The following is a 17,942-nucleotide window of genomic DNA, read 5'->3' on the forward strand; positions in this document are numbered from 1 at the left end:
AGCGCTGTGCCGAGGCCCACCAAACCGCACTAGAACCTTTGGAGGTTTCTCACAAAGATCGGCGGGGATCATCACTGCTTTGGGTGGATTTCCGGGCGGCCGGGGTCAATGTCTGGGTCGGGACCGCCGTGACCACCGGGACCACCGGATCCAGCCGACCGACAGTCAACGCCACCTGGAGGGCGAACGCGTCCCGCGGCGACAGCGGCGAGAAGCCGGTCACCTCGGCGATGCGACGCAACCGGTACCGCACCGTGTTCGGGTGCACGAACAACGCCCGCGCCGCGCTCTCCAGTGTGCCACCGGCGGCCAGGAAGGCGTCCAGCGTCTCCAGCAACTCGCCACCGGCACGCACCAGCGTCGCGTACACGTCGTGGCGCAACCGGCGACGCGCCTCCGCGTCGCCGGCGAGGGCCCGCTCCGGCAACAGGTCCGCGGCCGGCACCGGCCGGGGGGCGGTCGGCCACGCCGGCGCCGCCCGGAAACCGGACAGCGCGGCCCGCGCCGACTCCGTCGCCTCATCCAGACTGGGTACGGCCGGGCCGACCACCACCGGGCCGTCACCGAACGCGTCCAGCAGCTTGCCGGTGGCGCTCAGCGGATCCGCCGCGCCGCCCAGCACGATCACCAACCGGTCGCCGTGCACCCCGCCGATCACCTCGACGCCGATCCGCCGTGCCTGCCGGTACACCACGTGCAGCACGGCGGAGACCTCACCGCCGGGGGACCGGCCGACCGCCACCGCGACCGGCGGCGCGTCCGCCCAGCCCAGCGCGGCGGCCCGGCTCGCCAGGACGTCCGGCGAGTCACCGCGCAGCAGCGCGTCGACCAGCAACGCCTGCAACCGGGCGTCCCACGCGCCGCGCGACTCGGCGGCCCGCGCGTACACCCGGGCGGCGGCGAACGCGATCTCCCGGGAGAAGCGCAGCACCGCCTCGCGCAGCAACTGCTCCTCGCCCTCGGCGGCCAGCTGCGACACCTGCTCCTCGACGACGTCGATGGTCACCTTGATCAGTGCCACGGTCTGCTGGAGCGTGATCGACCGGGCCAGCGCCTGCGGCGCCGCGGCGAACACCTCGTCGGAGACCTCCTGGGTGCTGTCCGCCGTGCCGCCGCCGTCGCGCAGCCACTGCACCAGCGACCGGGCGCCCGCCTGGGCCACCAGCATCACCCAGGAGCGCTGGTCGGCGGGCAGGGCGCGGAACCACGGCAGCGTCTCGTCCATCCGGGCCACGCTGGCGGTGGCCAGCGCTCCCGCCGAACGCTCGATCCGGCGCAGCGTGGCCGCCAGCTCCCCACCCTCGGGCGTACTCACCGCCCTAGCCTGACACGTCGTGAGCAGGCCATCCACGCCGGCATCGGTCGGTGCTCCCGGGACGGCCGGTCCCGGCGCAGGGGTCACGGTGGCGCGGGCAGGCCCAGCTCCTGGGCCAGGATCGCCGCCTGCACCCGGCTGCGCAGGTCCAGCTTCGCCAGGATCCGGCTCACGTGGGTCTTGGTGGTGCTCTCCGCCAGCGCCAGCCGGTCGGCGATCTGCTGGTTGGACAGGCCCAGGCCGAGGCAGGCCAGCACATCGCGTTCGCGCGGGGTCAGCGTGTCCAGCGCGGACCGGGTGGCCGCCGAGGCACCGGGCGCGGTGGCCGCGAAGGCGGCGATCAGACGACGGGTCACCGAGGGGGCGATGAACCCCTCACCGCGCGCCACGGTGTGCACCGCCGCCACCAGCCCCGCCGCGTCGGTGTCCTTGAGCAGGAACCCGGACGCCCCGGCGCGCAGCGCGCCGAAGACGTACTCGTCCAGGTCGAACGTCGTCAGCACCAGCACGTCGGCGAGCTGGTCGGTGACGATCGCCCTGGTCGCGGCTATCCCGTCGAGGCGTGGCATCCGCACGTCCAGCACCGCCACGTCGGGGCGTACCTCCCGGCACAGCCGGACCGCCTCGTCGCCGTCGGCCGCCTCGCCGACCACCTCGATGCCCGGCGAGCCGCCCAGGATCAGGGCCAGCCCCGCCCGTACCGCCGGCTGATCGTCCGCGAGCACCACCCGTACCGGGGCGGCGTCGCCCGAGCCCGGCGCCGGCGCGGTCACCCGCCCTCCCCGGTGGGCAGCGCGGCCCGGACCTGCCAGCGGCCGTCGTGCGGCCCGGCGGTGAACCGGCCGGCCAGCAGCGCGGCGCGCTCCCGCATCCCGATCAGCCCGGCCCCGGCGCCCGGCAGCGGTGACCCGTCCGGGCGCACCGGGTTCTCCACAGTCAGCACCACCTCCGCCGGCCGGTACGCGATGGTCAGCTCCGCCTCGCCCGTGCCGTGCTTGAGGGCATTGGTCAGCGACTCCTGCACGATCCGGTACGCGGCGAGGTCGACCCCCACCGGCAGCGGACCCGGCGTGCCGTCGGTGTGCACCCGTACCGCGAGGCCCGCCGCACGGATCCGCTCGATCAACCCGTCCGCCTCGGCGAGCCGCGCCGTGACCGCCTCCGGCACCGCGCCGACCACGCCCGCCGTGCTCCGCTCACCCGCCTCCGGCTCGCGCAACAGCTCGATCATCTGCCGCATCTCGGCCAGGCCCTGCACGCTGCTCTCCCGGATCACCCGCAACGCCGACTCCACCTGGCCACGCTCCAGCCCTGGTACGGACAGCACGGCGGTGGCGTGGATGGCCACGGCGCTCAGGTGGTTGGCGACCACGTCGTGCAGTTCCCGGGCCATCCGCGCCCGTTCGGCGCCGACCGCCTGGCGGCGGTCCAACTCGACCAGCCGGGCGGTCTGCTCGGCCCGTGCCCGCTCGGCGGCGGCCTGGTCGCGGTACTGCCGCACGCTGATCCCGGTCAGCACCGGCAGCAGCCCGGCGAGCACCACCGGCACCCCGACGGCCGCCCCGCGCCACTGCCCGAAGCCGAGCACGCCGGCCACCGTCCCGATCGCGCTCAGCGTCGCGGTGATCCCCAGCAGCCACCGCCACAGCCGGGGCGGGCCGTACACGCAGGCGTCGTAGAGCACCTGCGTGTAGATCACGACGGTGCCCAGCGAGTTGCCCAGCGCCGTGTCCACCACGAGCGCCCCGGTCCCCACCGCCAGGCTGGAGCGGGGCGCGACCCGACGCAGACCGACGGCCACGCACACCGCCAGCAGCGGCGCCAGGAACAGCGCGGGTGGCACGTCCGGATGCGGAACGATCTGCGGCTGCATGCCCAGGCCGTACAGCACCAGGCCGCCGACCAGCGACGCGCCGGCCAGCGTGAGGTCCCGGCCGGCCGTGCCGGAGCCGAGCCAGGGTGGCGGTCGCATGCCCCGATCCCACCACAGCCGTCGACCCTCCGACTCCGACCGGGGAAGGAGCCCGCCGGCTCCGACATGCGCCGAAAGGGGTACGTCGAGCGCGCCCGCGGGGTTGGTCCGTCGAAGGGAGGACCCCGATCTCGTCTCCGGCGTCGAGGCCCGAGCCCCGTCGATCGGCGACGCTGGGTGGCGACGACGGGGGGAGGTCGCCATGGTGGTCGCGGTGATCATCGGTTGTGAGATCGCGTTCTGGGTGCTGCTGGGCGCCGGGCTGGTGGCCCGCTATCCGCTGCGCCGGCCCCGCCTCGGCGCGGCGCTGCTGGTCTGCGTACCGCTGGTGGACCTGGCCCTGCTCGCCGCGTCGGTGATCGACCTGCGCCGCGGCGCTACCGCAGGGGTCAGTCACGGTCTCGCCGCCGCCTATCTCGGCTTCTCGGTGGCCTTCGGGCACTCGATGGTGCGCTGGGCGGACCAGCGCTTCGCCCACCGGTTCGCCGGTGGCCCGCCACCGATGCGGCCTCCCCGGTACGGCTGGGCCCGCGCCCGCCACGAGTGGCGGGAGTGGGCCAAGGCGCTCCTCGGCTGGGCTGTCGCGTGCGGCCTGCTCGGCGCGGCGATCATCTGGGTGAACGACGCGGAACGAACCCGTGAACTGGGCAACTGGATCCGCAGCCTCACCGTCGTGATCCTCATCTGGCTGGTCGCCTTCCCGGTCTGGGAGACGCTGTTCCCTCGCCGCCCGAAGCGCTGACCCCGGGGTACGCCGTGCACAGGCCGTCGGTCCCGGCCAGTACGGTGGCAGGGCACGTCGGGGGGAGCGCCTCCGCGCGTGAGTGCGAGCGTGAGGAGACCGGGGATGGCGCACGGGGAGGCCGAGCACGGCTGCGCCCAGGGCGAGCCCTGCCGGCTGGGGCACCACGACCCGCAGGCGGCGGGCAAGCCGCGCCGGCCGGTCGGCGGGGCGTCGGCGCACCCGGCGGAGTCGACCGGCGGCCGCCCGGCCGAGCGGGCCGACGACGACGTGGCCGTGCCACGCCAACGGGCCACCGAGCCGGCGCCGCCCGAGCCGGACGACGTCACCGGCTGCCGCAGCGAACTGCCCGGGTGGGCGGGGGCGCACCGACACGGCCCGGTCCGGCCGCGTCAGCGGGCCACCCGACGGGAGCGCCCGCCGCGCCGCTGGTGCTGACCGCGCGACGGCGGGTCTGACCCGCCGCCGGTGGGTCAGCGGGTCCGGCGGCGGATCAGCAGGGCGATCCCGGCGAGACCGACCGTGATGGTCAGCATCACCGCGACGTTGAGCAGCAGCAGTCGCTGCAACTCGCCGAGCGCCTCGTCGATGTCCCGCGCCGGGTCCATCGTGTCCTCCGGGAGCACCCGCTCGCCGCCACCCACGCCGCCACTGACCGTGTCGAACTGCCGCTCCAGCGGCACCCCGGCGGTGCGCAACGTCTCGGACATGCTGAGCCGCCCGAGGAACCAGCCGGCGCTGGTCTTGCGACCGTCCGGCTGCTTCGCCGGACGGTAGACGCGCGGGCCGCCGGCCGCCTTGGGGTACAGGTCGTACGTCTGCTTCGGCGTCTCACCAGCGAGCACCACTACCGTGTACTTCGGACCGAGGTCGGCTGCCTTCGGCCCGGTCGGCATGCCGTTACGGGCGAAGAAGTTGACCTGGTCGATGACCGCCACCACGTGCGTGGGCTGGGTGTCCGGCCGCAGCCGCAGCGGCTCGGTGAGCCCTTCACCGGTGATGTCCACACCGGCGGGCGCCGGCTTGGGCGCCGCGCTGGCCGGGCCGGCGGTGCCGAGCGCCAGCAGTGCCGCCGCCAGCGTGCCCGCCAGCACGGCGACCCAGCGCCTCATCTGTCGGACCATCCCGCCTCCTCGCCCCGTTCGATGGATGGCTTCGTTGTGACGTCCGGGTCGGTCGGCCGGTGACGACACCGACCGGGCGGTCGGCCCCACTCTTACAGACTCCGCAGAACGTCGATGAAATGCAGCGTGTGGAACAGTATTTGGAACTATCTGCGATCTCTGCTCGACTAATGAGGAGCTGTTTGATCAGCGGGCGGATCGTACCCTTACGGAGGGGTTCATGGGGGGCAGGGTTACACGAATGGCACGGGTCGTGCCAGTGGTGCTCGGCGTGGCGTTCGGTGTGTCGTTGCTGGCCCCGGTGACACCGGCCGCCGCGCACAACTCGCTGACCGGCAGCGATCCGCGCGACGGCGCCCGGGTGGCCACCGCGCCCGCCCGGGTCGAGCTTCGGTTTCTGGCCAAGCCGGCCCCCGCTACGACGAAGATCACAATAACCGGACCGGACAATGTGGTCGCCGGCGGGCAGCCGACCTTCGACGGCAGCCGCGTACGCGTGCCGTTCAAGCCGGGCGCGGCCGGGCTCTACATCGTCGGTTACCAGCTCGCGTCCAGCGACGGCCATCCGATCAAGGGCGAGGTCCAGTTCACCCTCACCACCGGCACCGCCGCCGACCCGTCCGCCTCGCCGTCGGCCGGCGGCGCTGCGTCCGGCTCGCCCTCGGCCGGGCCTTCGGCCGTCGACCCGTCCTCAGCCGGGCCGTCATCGGCCCCGACGGGCAGCTCGACCGCGTCCGCTGTGCCGGCGGCCTCGGAGCGGTCCGACTCCGGCGGCCGCTGGTGGCTGTGGGCGCTCGGCGGCCTGGTGCTGCTCGCTGCCCTCGCCGCCGGCCTGGTGTTGCGCCGCAGGAACCGGGCGCGCTGATCATTCGAACGCCGCGGGCCGGGTGGGCGGGGTGTCGGCGTGCCCTTTGCTCTGCTTCAACGGAGGCAACACGTCGCGTCCGATATTCGGACACCGGGTGTTGCGTGGGTTGAAGCAGAGCAAAGGCGGCGACGCACAGGTACGACGCCGGCCCGCTGCCGCCCGACCGGTCAGACCAGGCGGAGCCGGGCGGCGCGCATCCGGGTCAGGGTGCGCTCGCGGCCGAGCACCTCCAGCGACTCGAACAGCGGCAGGCCGACGGTGCGGCCGGTGACCGCGACCCGGACGGGTGCCTGCGTCTTGCCGAGCTTGAGGCCGCGCTCGGCGCCGACCGCCTCCAGCGTCGACTTCAGCGACTCGGCGTCCCAGGACTCCAGCGCCTCGAAGGCCGCGACGGCGGAGTCCAGCAGGTCGGCCGAGCCGTCCTTCATGGTCTTGGTCCAGGCCGCCTCGTCGATCAGCGGCGACGCCAGGAAGAGGAAGTCGACGTTCGGCACGATCTCGCTGAGCACGGCGATCCGGGTCTGTGCCAGTGGCGCGACGGCGGCGAAGGCGTCGGCGTCGAACTCCTCCGGCTGCCACGGCGGCGGCGCGAGGGTCCCGGTGCCGGTCAGCCACGGCTGGCAGGCGTCGATGAACTCGGGCACCGGCAGCGCCCGAATGTACTCCCCGTTGAAGGCGCGCAGCTTCTTCTCGTCGAAGAACGCGGGGGAGGGGTTGACCTCCTCCAGCCGGAACTCGTCCTCGATGACCGACCAGGGCACGATCTCCCGGTCGCCCGAGGGCGCCCAACCGAGCAGCATCAGGTAGTTGCGCATCGCGCCGGCGAGGTAGCCCTCGTCGCGGTACGCCTCCAGGGCGACCTTGTCGCGGCGCTTGGAGAGCTTCTGCCGCTTCTCGTTGACCACCACTGGCACGTGCGCCCAGACCGGCGGCTTGACCCCGAGGGCGTCCCAGAGCAGCTGCTGCTTGGGGGTGTTGGGCAGGTGCTCCTCGGCCCGGATGACGTGGGTGATCCCCATGGTCATGTCGTCGACGACGTTGGCGAGCAGGAAGACCGGCGAGCCGTCGCCGCGGGCGATGACGAAGTCCTCGATGAGCTTGTTCTCGAAGGTGGGCTCACCACGGATCAGGTCGACGACCACTGTGGTGCCCTCGTCGGGCGTACGGAAGCGCAGCGCGTGACCCGGCCCCGGGCCGAGACCGAGGTCGCGGTGGTAGCCGTCGTAGCCCTGGTACTGCGAGCCGGTACGGGCCTGCACGTCCTCGCGGGTGCAGTCGCAGTAGTAGGCCCGGCCCGACTCGTACAGCCGGGTGGCGGCGGCCCGGTGCTCGCCGGCGTTCGCCGACTGGAAGTAGGGCCCCTCGTAGCTGCCCCGGGAGATGCCGATCCAGTCCAGCGCGGAGAGGATGCCCTCGGTCCACTCGGGCTTGTTGCGGGCCGCGTCGGTGTCCTCGATGCGCAGCACGAACACCCCGCCCTGCTGCTTGGCGTAGATCCAGTTCTGCAGCGCCGAGCGGGCACCGCCGACGTGGAACATACCGGTCGGGGAGGGGGCGAAGCGCACACGTACCGTCACGTCCCCCAGCCTACGGCGGCCGGCGACCGCTTTTGGCCACGGCCCCCCGACTCAGGGCACCGAGCGGATCTTGACGACCAGGGCGCTGCCGACCAGGGTGACCGCGGCCGTGACCGCGTAGAGGGTCGGATAGCCGCCCAGGTGGACGACGAGCGGGGCGGAGAGAGCCGGGCCGAGCACCTGCGGCGCGGAGTTGGCAATGTTGATCACGCCGAGGTCCTTGGCGCGGTCGGTGGCCCGGGGCAGCACCTGGGTGATCAGGGCGGCGTCCACCGAGAGGTAGACGCCGTAGCCGGCGCCGAGCAGCAGGGCGGCGACGATGGCCATCGGCCAGACCGGCGCGACGGCGAGCAGCAGCGCCGCGACCGCCATGATCAGGCCGGAGACGATCACGTAGACCTTGCGCCGCCCGGAGCGGTCCGACAGCCGGCCGGCCACCACCGCGGTCAGCATCATGCCGAGCGTGTAGAGCAGGATCAGCACCAGCAGGCCGCCCTCGGGGTCGGGGTGGTGCACCCCGTCGGTGAGGAAGTACAGCAGGTAGAGGGTGCCCAGCGCGTTGCCCAACTGGACCAGGAACCGGGTGATCCACGCCCAGGCGAAGTCCGGGTGTTGACGCGGGCTGATCCACATCGAGGCGAACAGCGCCCGCGCCCGCAGTGCCGGGCGGTGCGCGCGGGGCAGTCGGTCGTCGGGGGTGAGCAGCGCGAACGGCAGCGACAGCACCAGAATGGCCACCGCGATGGCCACGTAGCCGGCGGCGTTGCCGGTGACGACTGCGGTGACCAGCACCGCGCCGAGCACCAGCCCGAGCGCCTGCGGCATGCCCACCCAGCCGGAGACCGCGCCGCGCTGCGCCACCGGAACCCGGTCCGGGATGGCGGCCGTGAGGCTGGCCAGCATCGCGTTGAAGCAGACCTGGGCGGCGACCCAACCGACGGCGACCCCGAGGATGGTCCGCTGCTGGGCCAGCAGCACCAGCGCCGCCGCCCCGAGCACCGCGCCGCCGGCGGTCCAGACGTGCCGACGACCGAACTCCCGGCCGAAGATCCGCAGGCAGGTCCGGTCGGACAGCGCGCCCGCCAGGGGGTTGGCCAGCACCGCCGCCAGCGCGCCCAGGCCGGTGACCACCGCCAGCATGGTCTCCTTGTCGCCGGGCGCGATCCGCTCGATCTGCTGCGGCAGCAGCACCTGGATCGGGGTGAAGAACGCCATCCACACGCCGAGGTTGGCCGCGAAGACCAGACCGATCCAGCCGCGTCGCACCGGCACGATCGGCTCGGCGAGCGCCGCCGGCAGCGACGCCGGTGTGGGGTCGAGGGTGGTCACCGCGCCGAACCCTCCCGCGCGGCCGCGATCACGTCCCGCAGCCAGGTGTACGACGACTTCGGGGTACGCCTCTGGTCGGCGTAGTCGACGTGCACCAGCCCGAAGCGCTTGGTGAACCCCTCGGCCCACTCCCAGTTGTCCAGCAGCGACCAGACGAAGTACCCGCGGACGTCCACCCCGTCGTCGATGGCGGCCCGGACCGCCCGCAGGTGCCCGTCGAGGTACGCGATGCGCTCCGGATCCGCGACCTGTCCGTCGGCGTCGGGTACGTCGTCGTACGCGCAGCCGCTCTCGGTGATCTCGATGGGCGGCAGCGCGTCGCCGTACGTGTCCCGCAGCCAGCCGAGCAGTTCGCGCAGCCCGTCGGGGGCGACCGGCCAGTCGAAGGCGGTACGCGGGTAGCCCTCCAGCGGCACCAGGTCGAACGGCAGCGGCGAGCCCTCCTCGGCGGCCCGTACGCCGGTGGGGTTGTAGTAGTTGACCCCCAGCGCGTCGATGGGCGCCGCGATGGTGTCCAGGTCGCCGGGGTGAATGACGCTCGGGTCGAGCCCGGGCAGATCCGGGTAGCCGCGTCCGAGCAGCGGGTCGGTGAAAAGCCGGTTGTGCAGGGCCTCGTACGCGGCCCCGGCGGCCCGGTCGGCGTCGCTGTCGCCGAGCACCCGCACGGGGGAGTAGTTGTTGGCGATCGCCACCGGGCTGGTGGTGTTGGCGCGCAGCGCGGCGACCGCGAGCCCGTGCCCGAGCAGTTGGTGGTGGGCGGCTGCGAAGGCGTCGAAGAGCAGCATCTCGCCGGGGGCGTGCACGCCCATGCCGTAGCCGAGGCTCATGTGGATGAACGGCTCGTTCAGGGTGATCCAGAGCCGGACGCGGTCGCCGAGGCGGGCGGCGGTCCGCTCGGCGTAGTCGGCGAAGCGGGCGGCGGTGTCGCGGTTGAGCCAGCCGCCGGCGTCCTGCAGGGGTTGGGGCAGGTCCCAGTGGTAGAGGGTGGCCACCGGGTCGACGCCGACGGCCAGCAGCTCGTCGACCAGGCGGTCGTAGAAGTCCAGGCCGGCGGCGTTGGTCGGGCCGCTGCCGCTGGGCTGCACCCGGGGCCAGGCGATCGAGAACCGGTAGGCGGAGACGCCCAGACCGGCCAGCAGCGCCACGTCCTCGGCGTACCGGTGGTAGTGGTCGCAGGCGATCTCTCCGCTGCTGCCGTCGCTGATCCGGCCGGGGGAGCGCGCGAAGGTGTCCCAGATGGACGGTCCGCGTCCGCCGGCCGTGGTGGCGCCCTCGATCTGGTGGGCGGACGTGGAGACGCCCCAGCGGAAGCCGGCGGGGAACTCGGGAATCGGTGCGGTAGGCATGCGCCCTCCCGGTCAACGTGAAACGTGTTCGGGACTCTAGGGCGCTGTCGATGAATGCGCCATAGGCCGGGTTGGCGCAATCCGCAATGGTTGATCGGCGTGTCTTTTTCCTAACCCGTCCGTGTAAGTCCGATTTAGCGCATAGAGTGCCGATATCGTGGGATGTCCTCACTGGAGGAAAGACGGAAATGATCCTCGTGGAACGCAGTGCGCACGTGGCGGCGCCGGTGGAAGTGGTCTGGGACGTCGTACAGCGGGCTGAGCAGTTACCGGCCTGGCTGGCGGGGGTCCGCGCGGCCGAAGTGCTCTCCGGAGAGGGCTTCGGGCGGCGGCAACTGGTCCAGGCGGGGCGCGGTTCGGCGCATGAGGCCGAGGTGATCGCCTATCAGGAGCCGACGCTGATCGGCTGGCGGGAACGGGCCAAGGGTGCCGGTGCTCGTGCGGAGGCGCGCACCGAGATCTACGTCCAGCTGACCGAGGACGAGGAGGAGGGCGGGACGATCGTCCGACTCATCGTCGTCCGCTGGCCGGCCGGTCCCGTCAAGGCGGCCCTGTTGCGTCTCGGACTGCGTCGGGTCGGCGCCGACCTGGAGGACTCGCTGGCCCGGCTCACCGACCTGGCCGCCGTCGGCTGACGAGCGCCCATCCTCCTGGCGTCACCCGCCCCGGCGGTGGCCCGGCGTCCCCACCAGGAACGTCGGCCACCGCCAACCCATACCCACCCCTGCCCCGCCCCTGCCCCGCCCCTGAACCGCGTCGATCATGGAGTTGTGGTGCCCGGAACGGGGTGACTTCACCGCTTCGTCCCCCACCACAACTCCATGATCCACGCGGTGGAGGGTGGGTCGGGATCCACGCGGTGGACGGTGGGAGCGGGACGCGGAAGGGCCCGGCGCTTTGGCGCCGGGCCCTTCTGGTCGTGCTGGATCAGCTGTCGCCGCCGGTCTCCCCGACGGGAGCGGCGTTGACGTCGTCGATCGCGTACTTCTTGGCGGCCTCGGCCGGCACGGTGGCCGGCACCGCGCCGCTGCGGGCGAGCTGCCGCAGCGTGGCGACCACGATCGACTCGGCGTCGACGTGGAAGTGCCGGCGCAGCGCGTGCCGGGTGTCCGACATCCCGAAGCCGTCGGTGCCCAGCGACGTGTAGTCGCCGGGTACCCAGCGGGCGATCAGGTCCGGTACGGCACGCATCCAGTCGCTGACCGCGACCTTCGGGCCGTCCGCGTCGGCCAGCTTCTGCGCGACGTACGGCACCTTGGCCTCGGCGCCCGGGTTGAGCAGGTTGTACTCCTCGGTCTCCACCGCGTCGCGACGCAGCTCGGTCCAGGAGGTCACCGACCAGACGTCGGCGGCCACGCCCCAGTCCTGGGCGAGCAGCTGCTGGGCCTTGAGCGCCCACTGCATGCCCGTGCCGGAGGCGAGGACGTTGGCCTTCGGGCCGTCGACCTGCGGTGCCGGGGAGTAGCGGTAGATGCCCTTGAGCAGGCCCTCCACGTCCACCCCGGCCGGCTCGGCCGGCTGCAGGATCGGCTCGTTGTAGACCGTCAGGTAGTAGAAGACGTTCTCCTGCGCGTCCCCGTACATCCGGTGCAGGCCGGCTTCCATGATGTGCGCGATCTCGAAGGAGAACGCCGGATCGTACGCGACCACCGCCGGGTTGGTGGCGGCGATCAGCAGCGAGTGGCCGTCCTCGTGCTGCAGGCCCTCACCGTTGAGCGTCGTCCGACCGGCGGTCGCGCCGAGCAGGAAGCCCCGCGCCATCTGGTCGGCAGCCGCCCACAGCCCGTCGGCGGTCCGCTGGAACCCGAACATCGAGTAGAAGATGTACATCGGGATCATCGGCTCGTCGTGGGTGGCGTACGCCGAGCCCGCGGCGGTGAACGAGGCGACCGAACCGGCCTCGTTGATGCCCTCGTGCAGGATCTGCCCGGTCGTCGACTCCTTGTACGACAGGAACAGCTCCCGGTCGACAGAGGTGTAGCGCTGCCCGTGCGGCGAGTAGATCTTCGCGGTTGGGAAGATCGAGTCGAGGCCGAAGGTGCGGGCCTCGTCCGGGATGATCGGCACCCAGCGCTTGCCGAACTCCTTGTCCTTCATGATGTCCTTGAGCAGGCGGACGAAGGCCATGGTGGTGGCCACCTTCTGCTTGCCCGAGCCGCGCTTGACGTCGGCGAACCGCTCCGGACCGGGGATGGTCAGCCGCTTGGTGCTGGTCCGCCGGGACGGCAGGTAGCCGCCGAGCTGCTCGCGGCGCTCCTTGAGGTAGGCCAGCTCCTCGGACTTCTCACCCGGCTGGTAGTACGGCGGCAGGTAGGGGTTGTCCTCCAGCGCCTTGTCCGGGATGTCCAGGTAGAGCCGGTCGCGGAAGGTCTTCAGGTCCTCCAGCGTCAGCTTCTTCATCTGGTGGGTCGCGTTGCGGCCCTCGAAGTGCGAGCCGAGCGTCCAGCCCTTGATCGTCTTCGCCAGGATGACCGTCGGCTGACCGGTGTGCTCGGTGGCCGCCTTGTAGGCCGCGTAGAGCTTGCGGTAGTCGTGCCCACCCCGCTTGAGGTTCCAGATCTCGTCGTCGCTCAGCGGCTCGACCATCTTGCGGGTCCGGGCGTCGCGGCCGAAGAAGTGCTCGCGCACGTACGCGCCGGACTCGGCCTTGTAGGTCTGGTAGTCGCCGTCGGTCGTGGTGTTCATGAGGTTGACCAGCGCGCCGTCGGTGTCCGCCGCGAGCAGCGGGTCCCACTCACGGCCCCAGACCACCTTGATGACGTTCCAGCCGGCGCCCCGGAAGAACGCCTCCAGCTCCTGCATGACCTTGCCGTTGCCCCGGACCGGGCCGTCCAGCCGCTGGAGGTTGCAGTTGATCACGAAGGTGAGGTTGTCCAGCTCCTCGCGGGCGGCCACACCGATCGCGCCAAGCGTCTCGGGCTCGTCCATCTCGCCGTCGCCGAGGAACGCCCACACGTGCTGCTGCGAGGTGTCCTTGATGCCGCGGTGCTGCAGGTACCTGTTGAACCGGGCCTGGTAGATCGCGTTCAGGCCGCCGAGACCCATCGAGACGGTGGGGAACTCCCAGAAGTCCGGCATCAGCCGCGGGTGCGGGTACGAGGGCAGCCCACCACCTGGGTGCGACAGCTCCTGGCGGAACCCGTCGAGCTGGTGCTCGCTGAGCCGCCCCTCCAGGAACGCCCGCGCGTACATGCCGGGGGAGGCGTGACCCTGGTAGTAGATCTGGTCGCCACCGCCGGGGTGGTTCTTGCCCCGGAAGAAGTGGTTGAAGCCCACCTCGTACAGAGACGCCGAGCTGGCGAAGGTGGAGATGTGCCCGCCGACGCCGATCTCCGGGCGCTGCGCCCGGTGCACCAGCATGGCGGCGTTCCACCGGACGTACGCCCGGATGCGCCGCTCGACGTGCTCGTCACCCGGGAACCAGGGTTCCTGCTCCGGCGGGATCGTGTTGATGTAGTCGGTGGTGGTCAGGGGCGGAACCCCGACCTGGCGCTCACGGGCCCGCTCCAGCAGGCGCAGCATGACGTAGCGGGCGCGTTTGGCGCCGCGCTCGTCGATGACACCGTCAAGCGACTCGACCCATTCGCTTGTCTCTTCAGGGTCGATGTCCGGAAGCTGGCTCGGTAGGCCGTCGCTGATCACCGGGCGCTTGCGTTCCGTAGCCACAGGCGTTCCCTCGGTTGTGTGTGGGATAGGTCTCTAGCGCCATCCTGCCCCCTGGTGGCACCCGTCGTCACGTCTAGGTCCCCCCGACGCGATGAGCGACACAGGTACCCGTCGGTAACTTAGCGCGACGGCCGACGCGGATCGCCGTACCGGTTGGCGTGCCTCTTGGCGCGCGCCTGTTGGCGGCAACGCCGACGTTCGGCCCGAGCTGCGGCAGAATCCGGCGTATGCGCAGTGACGTGATCACCGTCCAGACCGGGTCCCGGCCGGCCGTCCGGGACATCACCGCCGAGGCCCAGAACTTCGTCTCCGGCGAGGGAGACGGCCTGCTGCACGTCTTCGTGCCGCACGCCACCGCCGGACTGGCGATCATCGAGACCGGATCGGGCTCCGACGACGACCTGCTCACCGCCCTGGACGCCCTGCTGCCCACCGACAACCGCTGGCGGCACCGGCACGGCTCGCCCGGCCACGGCCGGGACCACGTGCTGCCGGCCTTCGTCCCGCCGTACGCGACGCTGCCGGTGCTCGCCGGACGGCTCGCCCTGGGCACCTGGCAGTCCATCTGCCTGGTCGACACCAACGGCGACAATCCCACCCGCCAGGTCCGCTTCTCCTTCCTCCCCGCCTGACCCCGCCCCGCCTCGCGCCCCGCCCCGCCGCGCCCCGGCAAGATCGTGCTCGATCCTTGTTGTAGTGGTGTCGTGCCGCGGGGGAGGCCACTACTACCCTGTTGCAGCGCGATCATGGGCGCCGCGCCGCTGTGCCTCCTCAAGATCCGCGCAACTACCCGGAAAGTGCTGTCTCGGCGGGTGCTGAGGCAGCACTTTCACTGATGGTGTGCCGCTTCCGGGTGGGCGCGGATCTGGTCGCTGAGCTGGGCCCTCGTCGTGGTGCGTACGATGTGGCGGTGGCACCGGAGGTGGTTTCCGCGGCGGGTCGACCGGTGGACCGGGCCGGCCTCGCGGCCGACGTGGTGCGCCGGATGGCACACCTGACCGCCTCGCTGCGGCACCGGCAGGGCACCGAGTTCGCCGAGTTGGGGCTCACCCCGGCCACGGCCCGAGCGTTGCACGAGCTGGACCCGGACCGTCCTCTGCCCGCCCGGGACCTCGCCGACCGGCTGGGCTGTGACCGGTCCAACGTGACGGCGCTGGTCGACCGGCTGGAGCAGGCCGGCCTGGTCGAGCGTCGTACCGACCCGACCGACCGCCGGCAGAAGACGCTCGTGGTGACCGGTGACGGTCGGGGTGTGCGGGGCCGGGTGGCCGAGGTGATGTCCGACTCCCGACTTCTGGCCGGGCTGAGTGACCAGGAGCTGTCCACCCTGCGTGACCTGGTGTGGAAGGTGTCCGACGGCGGCTGCCCGGAGCCGTGCGATCCGGCGTGAGTCGACGCGCGCGGGCCGTGTCCCACTGGGCGAGCATGGCCCGCGTCGGTAATGCTGTCGGACGTGACCACCCCGCAAGATCTCGACGACCGGTTCCGGGAGACGCTGGCGGCGCTGCCTGCCACGCAGCGGAGGCGTGACCCCGCCGACCCGGTCACCGACGACGCCCCGCTGACCGGCGCGCGCCTGCTGGAACTGTTCGACGCGCAGGTGACCAGCCGCCAGCTCGACCTCGCCGGTCGTTGGCTGCGCAGTTTCGGGGAGGGTTTCTACACCATCGGCTCGGCCGGGCACGAGGGCAACGCCGCGGTCGCCGCCGCGCTGCGCCCCACCGATCCGGCGTTGCTGCACTACCGCTCCGGGGCGTTCTACTGCGTGCGGGCGGCCCAGGTCGCCGACGCCACGGCGCCGACCGACACCGCCGACGCCGAACCGGCCACCGACCGGGAGCGCGCTGCCGACCTGCAGCGGGCCGCCGACCGGGAGTCGGCCACCGTGCGCGAGCCTGCCGACGACCCGGAGTCGGCCGCCGCGCCGGAGCCGGCCGGGTCCGCGCCGAGCACCGGCGCGTTCGTGCGGTACGCCGAGGCCGCCCGCGACGTGCTGCGCGGCATGGTCGCCTCCAGCGAGGAGCCGATCGCCGGTGGCCGGCACAAGGTGTTCGGCCGCGCCGACCTGGCGATCGTGCCGACCACCTCCACCATCGCCTCGCACCTGCCCCGCGCGGTCGGGATGGGGCTGGCCGTGGAGCGGCTGCGCCGGCTGGACACCGTCGGGCGGCGTGCCGGGGCCGGGGTGCGGGTCGGCAGCGGAGCGGGGGCGGCGCACGCTCCCTGGCCGCCGGACGCCATCGTGGTCTGCTCGTTCGGCGACGCGTCGGTCAACCACGCCAGCGCCACCGCCGCCTTCAACACCGCCGGCTGGTACGACCACGCCGGGTTGCGCATCCCCGTGCTCTTCGTCTGCGAGGACAACGGGCTGGGCATCAGCGTCCGCTCGCCGGAGGGCTGGGTCGAGGCGACGCTGCGCGCCAAACCGGGCATCCACTACTTCAGCGCCGACGGGGCCGACCCGGTGCGGGCGTACGAGGTGGCGCGCGAGGCCGCGGCGTGGGTACGCCGACACCGGCGGCCCGCCGTGCTGCACCTGCGCACGGTCCGGCTGATGGGCCACGCCGGCGCGGACGCGGAGTCGGCGTACCGCAGCCCCGCCGAGCTGGCCGAGGACCTTGCACGGGATCCGGTGGCCGCCACCGCCCGGCAGCTCGTCGACGCCGGTGTGGCGACGGCCGAGGAGCTGCTGGCCCGGTACGACGAAACCGGCTGGCAGGTCCGCCGGCTGGCCGAGGAGGTGCTGGGCGAGCCGAAGCTGACCTCCGCCGCCGATGTGGTGTCGACGCTGGCGCCCCGCCGCCCGGTGCGGGTGGCGCGGGCGGTGGCGGACGCGGCGGCACGGGCCAGCGGGCCGGGCTCGGCGGCGCGGGAGGAGGCGTTCGGGGGCAAACCGCCGGAGCTGGCCGGCCCGCTCACCCTCGCGCAGAGCATCAACGCGGCGCTCGCCGACGGGCTGCTCGATCACCCCCAGATGGCCGTCTTCGGCGAGGACGTGGCCGCCAAGGGCGGCGTGTACGGCGTGACGAAGGGCCTGCGGGACCGGTTCGGCGCGGCCCGGGTCTTCGACACCCTGCTCGACGAGACGTCGGTGCTCGGGCTGGGCCTCGGCGCCGGGCTGGCCGGGATGCTGCCGGTGCCGGAGATCCAGTACCTGGCGTACCTGCACAACGCCGAGGACCAGCTGCGCGGCGAGGCCGCCACCATGCAGTTCTTCTCGCGGGGCGCCTTTCGCAACCCGATGGTCGTGCGGGTCGCCGGGCTGGCGTACCAGGAGGGGTTCGGCGGGCACTTCCACAACGACAACTCGGTGGCCGTACTCCGGGATGTGCCGGGTCTGGTGGTCGCGGTGCCGGCGCGGCCGGACGACGCCGCGCCCATGCTGCGGACCTGCCTGGCGAGCGCGGCGGTGGACGGCAGTGTCTGCGTGTTCCTGGAGCCGATCGCGCTGTACCACACCCGTGACCTGTATGCCGAGGGTGACGGGGAGTGGCTGGCCGGCTATCCGGAGCCCGGCTCGTGGGTGGCCGGTCACGTGCCGATCGGCCGGGCCCGGGTCTACCGGGTCGGCTCGTCCGACGACCTGACCATCATCACCTTCGGTAACGGGGTGCGGATGTCGCTGCGGGCCGCGGCCGTCCTCGCCGAGGAGGGGGTGGGCACCCGCGTGGTGGATCTGCGCTGGCTGGCGCCCCTGCCGGTGGCCGACATCATCCGGGAGTCCTCGGCGACCGGCCGGGTGCTGGTGGTGGACGAGACCCGCCGTTCCGGCGGAGTCGGCGAGGGTGTGATCGCCGCGCTTGTCGACGCCGGATATGTGGGCGCCGCGCGGCGGGTGGCCGGAGTTGACTCTTTTGTACCATTAGGTCCGGCAGCGCGTCAGGTTCTGGTCTCCCCGGAAGCCATTACCGACGGTGCCCGTACGCTGCTGGCACGGTAAATTCCGTTCCACTCGGTGCGCCACTTGCGCGCAGAGGCGCAACTGTGTGGACTTTGCCTGACG

At 72.5% G+C, this 17,942-nt stretch carries 15 protein-coding genes; 7 read left to right on the forward strand and 8 right to left on the reverse strand.

Annotated elements, in window-relative coordinates:
* Positions 1–49: 49 nt before the first annotated feature.
* Genes AB0B97_RS23725 through AB0B97_RS23735 form a run of 3 tightly spaced genes read right to left on the reverse strand, consistent with a single transcriptional unit; the run spans position 50 to position 3,287 of the window.
* Positions 50–1,351: a helix-turn-helix domain-containing protein gene (locus AB0B97_RS23725; RefSeq protein WP_357496486.1), complete on the reverse strand. Its 1,302-nt coding sequence runs from the start codon at positions 1,349–1,351 to the stop codon at positions 50–52.
* 47 nt (positions 1,352–1,398) lie between these two features.
* Positions 1,399–2,088 carry a response regulator transcription factor gene (locus AB0B97_RS23730; protein WP_357496488.1) on the reverse strand — a complete coding sequence of 230 codons (690 nt, stop codon included), beginning with the start codon at positions 2,086–2,088 and terminating at the stop codon, positions 1,399–1,401.
* On the reverse strand, positions 2,085–3,287 hold the full coding sequence (locus tag AB0B97_RS23735) for a histidine kinase (RefSeq protein WP_357496490.1): 1,203 nt from the start codon (positions 3,285–3,287) through the stop codon (positions 2,085–2,087). The genes AB0B97_RS23730 and AB0B97_RS23735 overlap by 4 nt, the downstream gene beginning before the upstream one ends.
* Before the next feature lie 202 nt (positions 3,288–3,489).
* On the opposite strand from AB0B97_RS23735, the gene AB0B97_RS23740 reads away from it, so the two are divergent.
* Positions 3,490–4,029, forward strand: coding sequence for a hypothetical protein (locus tag AB0B97_RS23740; protein WP_357496492.1), 540 nt, complete (start codon positions 3,490–3,492; stop codon positions 4,027–4,029).
* A 105-nt stretch (positions 4,030–4,134) separates the two neighbouring features.
* Positions 4,135–4,467 (forward strand): hypothetical protein, encoded by a 333-nt coding sequence (locus tag AB0B97_RS23745; protein ID WP_357496494.1) that lies wholly within the window; start codon positions 4,135–4,137, stop codon positions 4,465–4,467.
* 35 nt (positions 4,468–4,502) lie between these two features.
* Here AB0B97_RS23745 and AB0B97_RS23750 read toward each other — a convergent pair whose 3' ends face one another.
* Positions 4,503–5,153: a hypothetical protein gene (locus AB0B97_RS23750; RefSeq protein WP_357496496.1), complete on the reverse strand. Its 651-nt coding sequence runs from the start codon at positions 5,151–5,153 to the stop codon at positions 4,503–4,505.
* A gap of 241 nt (positions 5,154–5,394) precedes the next feature.
* Here AB0B97_RS23750 and AB0B97_RS23755 point away from each other — a divergent pair, with 241 nt between their 5' ends.
* Positions 5,395–6,018, forward strand: coding sequence for a copper resistance protein CopC (locus AB0B97_RS23755; protein WP_357496498.1), 624 nt, complete (start codon positions 5,395–5,397; stop codon positions 6,016–6,018).
* Positions 6,019–6,188: 170 nt separating this feature from the next.
* Here the strand turns inward: AB0B97_RS23755 and gltX are convergent, their stop codons facing one another.
* The 3 genes from gltX to AB0B97_RS23770 are packed head-to-tail and all read right to left on the reverse strand — an operon-like array spanning position 6,189 to position 10,273.
* Positions 6,189–7,598: a glutamate--tRNA ligase gene (gene gltX / locus AB0B97_RS23760; RefSeq protein WP_357496500.1), complete on the reverse strand. Its 1,410-nt coding sequence runs from the start codon at positions 7,596–7,598 to the stop codon at positions 6,189–6,191.
* Between the two features lie 51 nt (positions 7,599–7,649).
* Positions 7,650–8,927, reverse strand: a complete 1,278-nt coding sequence (locus AB0B97_RS23765) for an MFS transporter (protein WP_234589266.1) — start codon at positions 8,925–8,927, stop codon at positions 7,650–7,652.
* Positions 8,924–10,273 carry a GH1 family beta-glucosidase gene (locus AB0B97_RS23770; RefSeq protein ID WP_357496502.1) on the reverse strand — a complete coding sequence of 450 codons (1,350 nt, stop codon included), beginning with the start codon at positions 10,271–10,273 and terminating at the stop codon, positions 8,924–8,926. The genes AB0B97_RS23765 and AB0B97_RS23770 overlap by 4 nt, the downstream gene beginning before the upstream one ends.
* A 188-nt stretch (positions 10,274–10,461) precedes the next feature.
* On the opposite strand from AB0B97_RS23770, the gene AB0B97_RS23775 reads away from it, so the two are divergent.
* Positions 10,462–10,908 carry an SRPBCC domain-containing protein gene (locus AB0B97_RS23775; RefSeq protein WP_234589259.1) on the forward strand — a complete coding sequence of 149 codons (447 nt, stop codon included), beginning with the start codon at positions 10,462–10,464 and terminating at the stop codon, positions 10,906–10,908.
* 292 nt (positions 10,909–11,200) lie between these two features.
* Here AB0B97_RS23775 and aceE read toward each other — a convergent pair whose 3' ends face one another.
* Positions 11,201–13,939: a pyruvate dehydrogenase (acetyl-transferring), homodimeric type gene (gene aceE / locus AB0B97_RS23780; protein WP_357496504.1), complete on the reverse strand. Its 2,739-nt coding sequence runs from the start codon at positions 13,937–13,939 to the stop codon at positions 11,201–11,203.
* A gap of 227 nt (positions 13,940–14,166) precedes the next feature.
* Here aceE and AB0B97_RS23785 point away from each other — a divergent pair, with 227 nt between their 5' ends.
* The 3 genes from AB0B97_RS23785 to AB0B97_RS23795 all read left to right on the forward strand — a co-directional run bounded on the left by AB0B97_RS23785 (position 14,167) and on the right by AB0B97_RS23795 (position 17,879).
* A complete protein-coding gene (locus tag AB0B97_RS23785) occupies positions 14,167–14,571 on the forward strand; it encodes a YjbQ family protein (RefSeq protein WP_357496506.1) in 405 nt (134 codons plus the stop codon).
* Between the two features lie 353 nt (positions 14,572–14,924).
* A complete protein-coding gene (locus AB0B97_RS23790; protein ID WP_357496801.1) occupies positions 14,925–15,329 on the forward strand; it encodes a MarR family transcriptional regulator in 405 nt (134 codons plus the stop codon).
* Positions 15,330–15,380: 51 nt separating this feature from the next.
* Positions 15,381–17,879, forward strand: a complete 2,499-nt coding sequence (locus tag AB0B97_RS23795) for a thiamine pyrophosphate-dependent enzyme (RefSeq protein WP_357496508.1) — start codon at positions 15,381–15,383, stop codon at positions 17,877–17,879.
* Positions 17,880–17,942 lie beyond the last annotated feature (63 nt).

Origin of the sequence: Micromonospora sp. NPDC049004 (genome assembly GCF_040649315.1) — a bacterium.
GTDB lineage: Bacteria > Actinomycetota > Actinomycetes > Mycobacteriales > Micromonosporaceae > Micromonospora.

Excerpts from the sequence above, each read along its gene's own strand:
- AB0B97_RS23775 (WP_234589259.1), top strand. The coding sequence starts at position 10,462 with ATGATCCTCGTGGAACGCAGTGCGCACGTGGCGGCGCCGGTGGAAGTG.
- AB0B97_RS23790 (WP_357496801.1), top strand. The coding sequence starts at position 14,925 with ATGGCACACCTGACCGCCTCGCTGCGGCACCGGCAGGGCACCGAGTTC.
- AB0B97_RS23755 (WP_357496498.1), top strand. The coding sequence starts at position 5,395 with ATGGCACGGGTCGTGCCAGTGGTGCTCGGCGTGGCGTTCGGTGTGTCG.
- AB0B97_RS23735 (WP_357496490.1), bottom strand. The coding sequence starts at position 3,287 with ATGCGACCGCCACCCTGGCTCGGCTCCGGCACGGCCGGCCGGGACCTC.
- AB0B97_RS23745 (WP_357496494.1), top strand. The coding sequence starts at position 4,135 with ATGGCGCACGGGGAGGCCGAGCACGGCTGCGCCCAGGGCGAGCCCTGC.
- AB0B97_RS23770 (WP_357496502.1), bottom strand. The coding sequence starts at position 10,273 with ATGCCTACCGCACCGATTCCCGAGTTCCCCGCCGGCTTCCGCTGGGGC.
- AB0B97_RS23750 (WP_357496496.1), bottom strand. The coding sequence starts at position 5,153 with ATGGTCCGACAGATGAGGCGCTGGGTCGCCGTGCTGGCGGGCACGCTG.
- AB0B97_RS23740 (WP_357496492.1), top strand. The coding sequence starts at position 3,490 with ATGGTGGTCGCGGTGATCATCGGTTGTGAGATCGCGTTCTGGGTGCTG.
- AB0B97_RS23795 (WP_357496508.1), top strand. The coding sequence starts at position 15,381 with ATGCTGTCGGACGTGACCACCCCGCAAGATCTCGACGACCGGTTCCGG.
- AB0B97_RS23785 (WP_357496506.1), top strand. The coding sequence starts at position 14,167 with ATGCGCAGTGACGTGATCACCGTCCAGACCGGGTCCCGGCCGGCCGTC.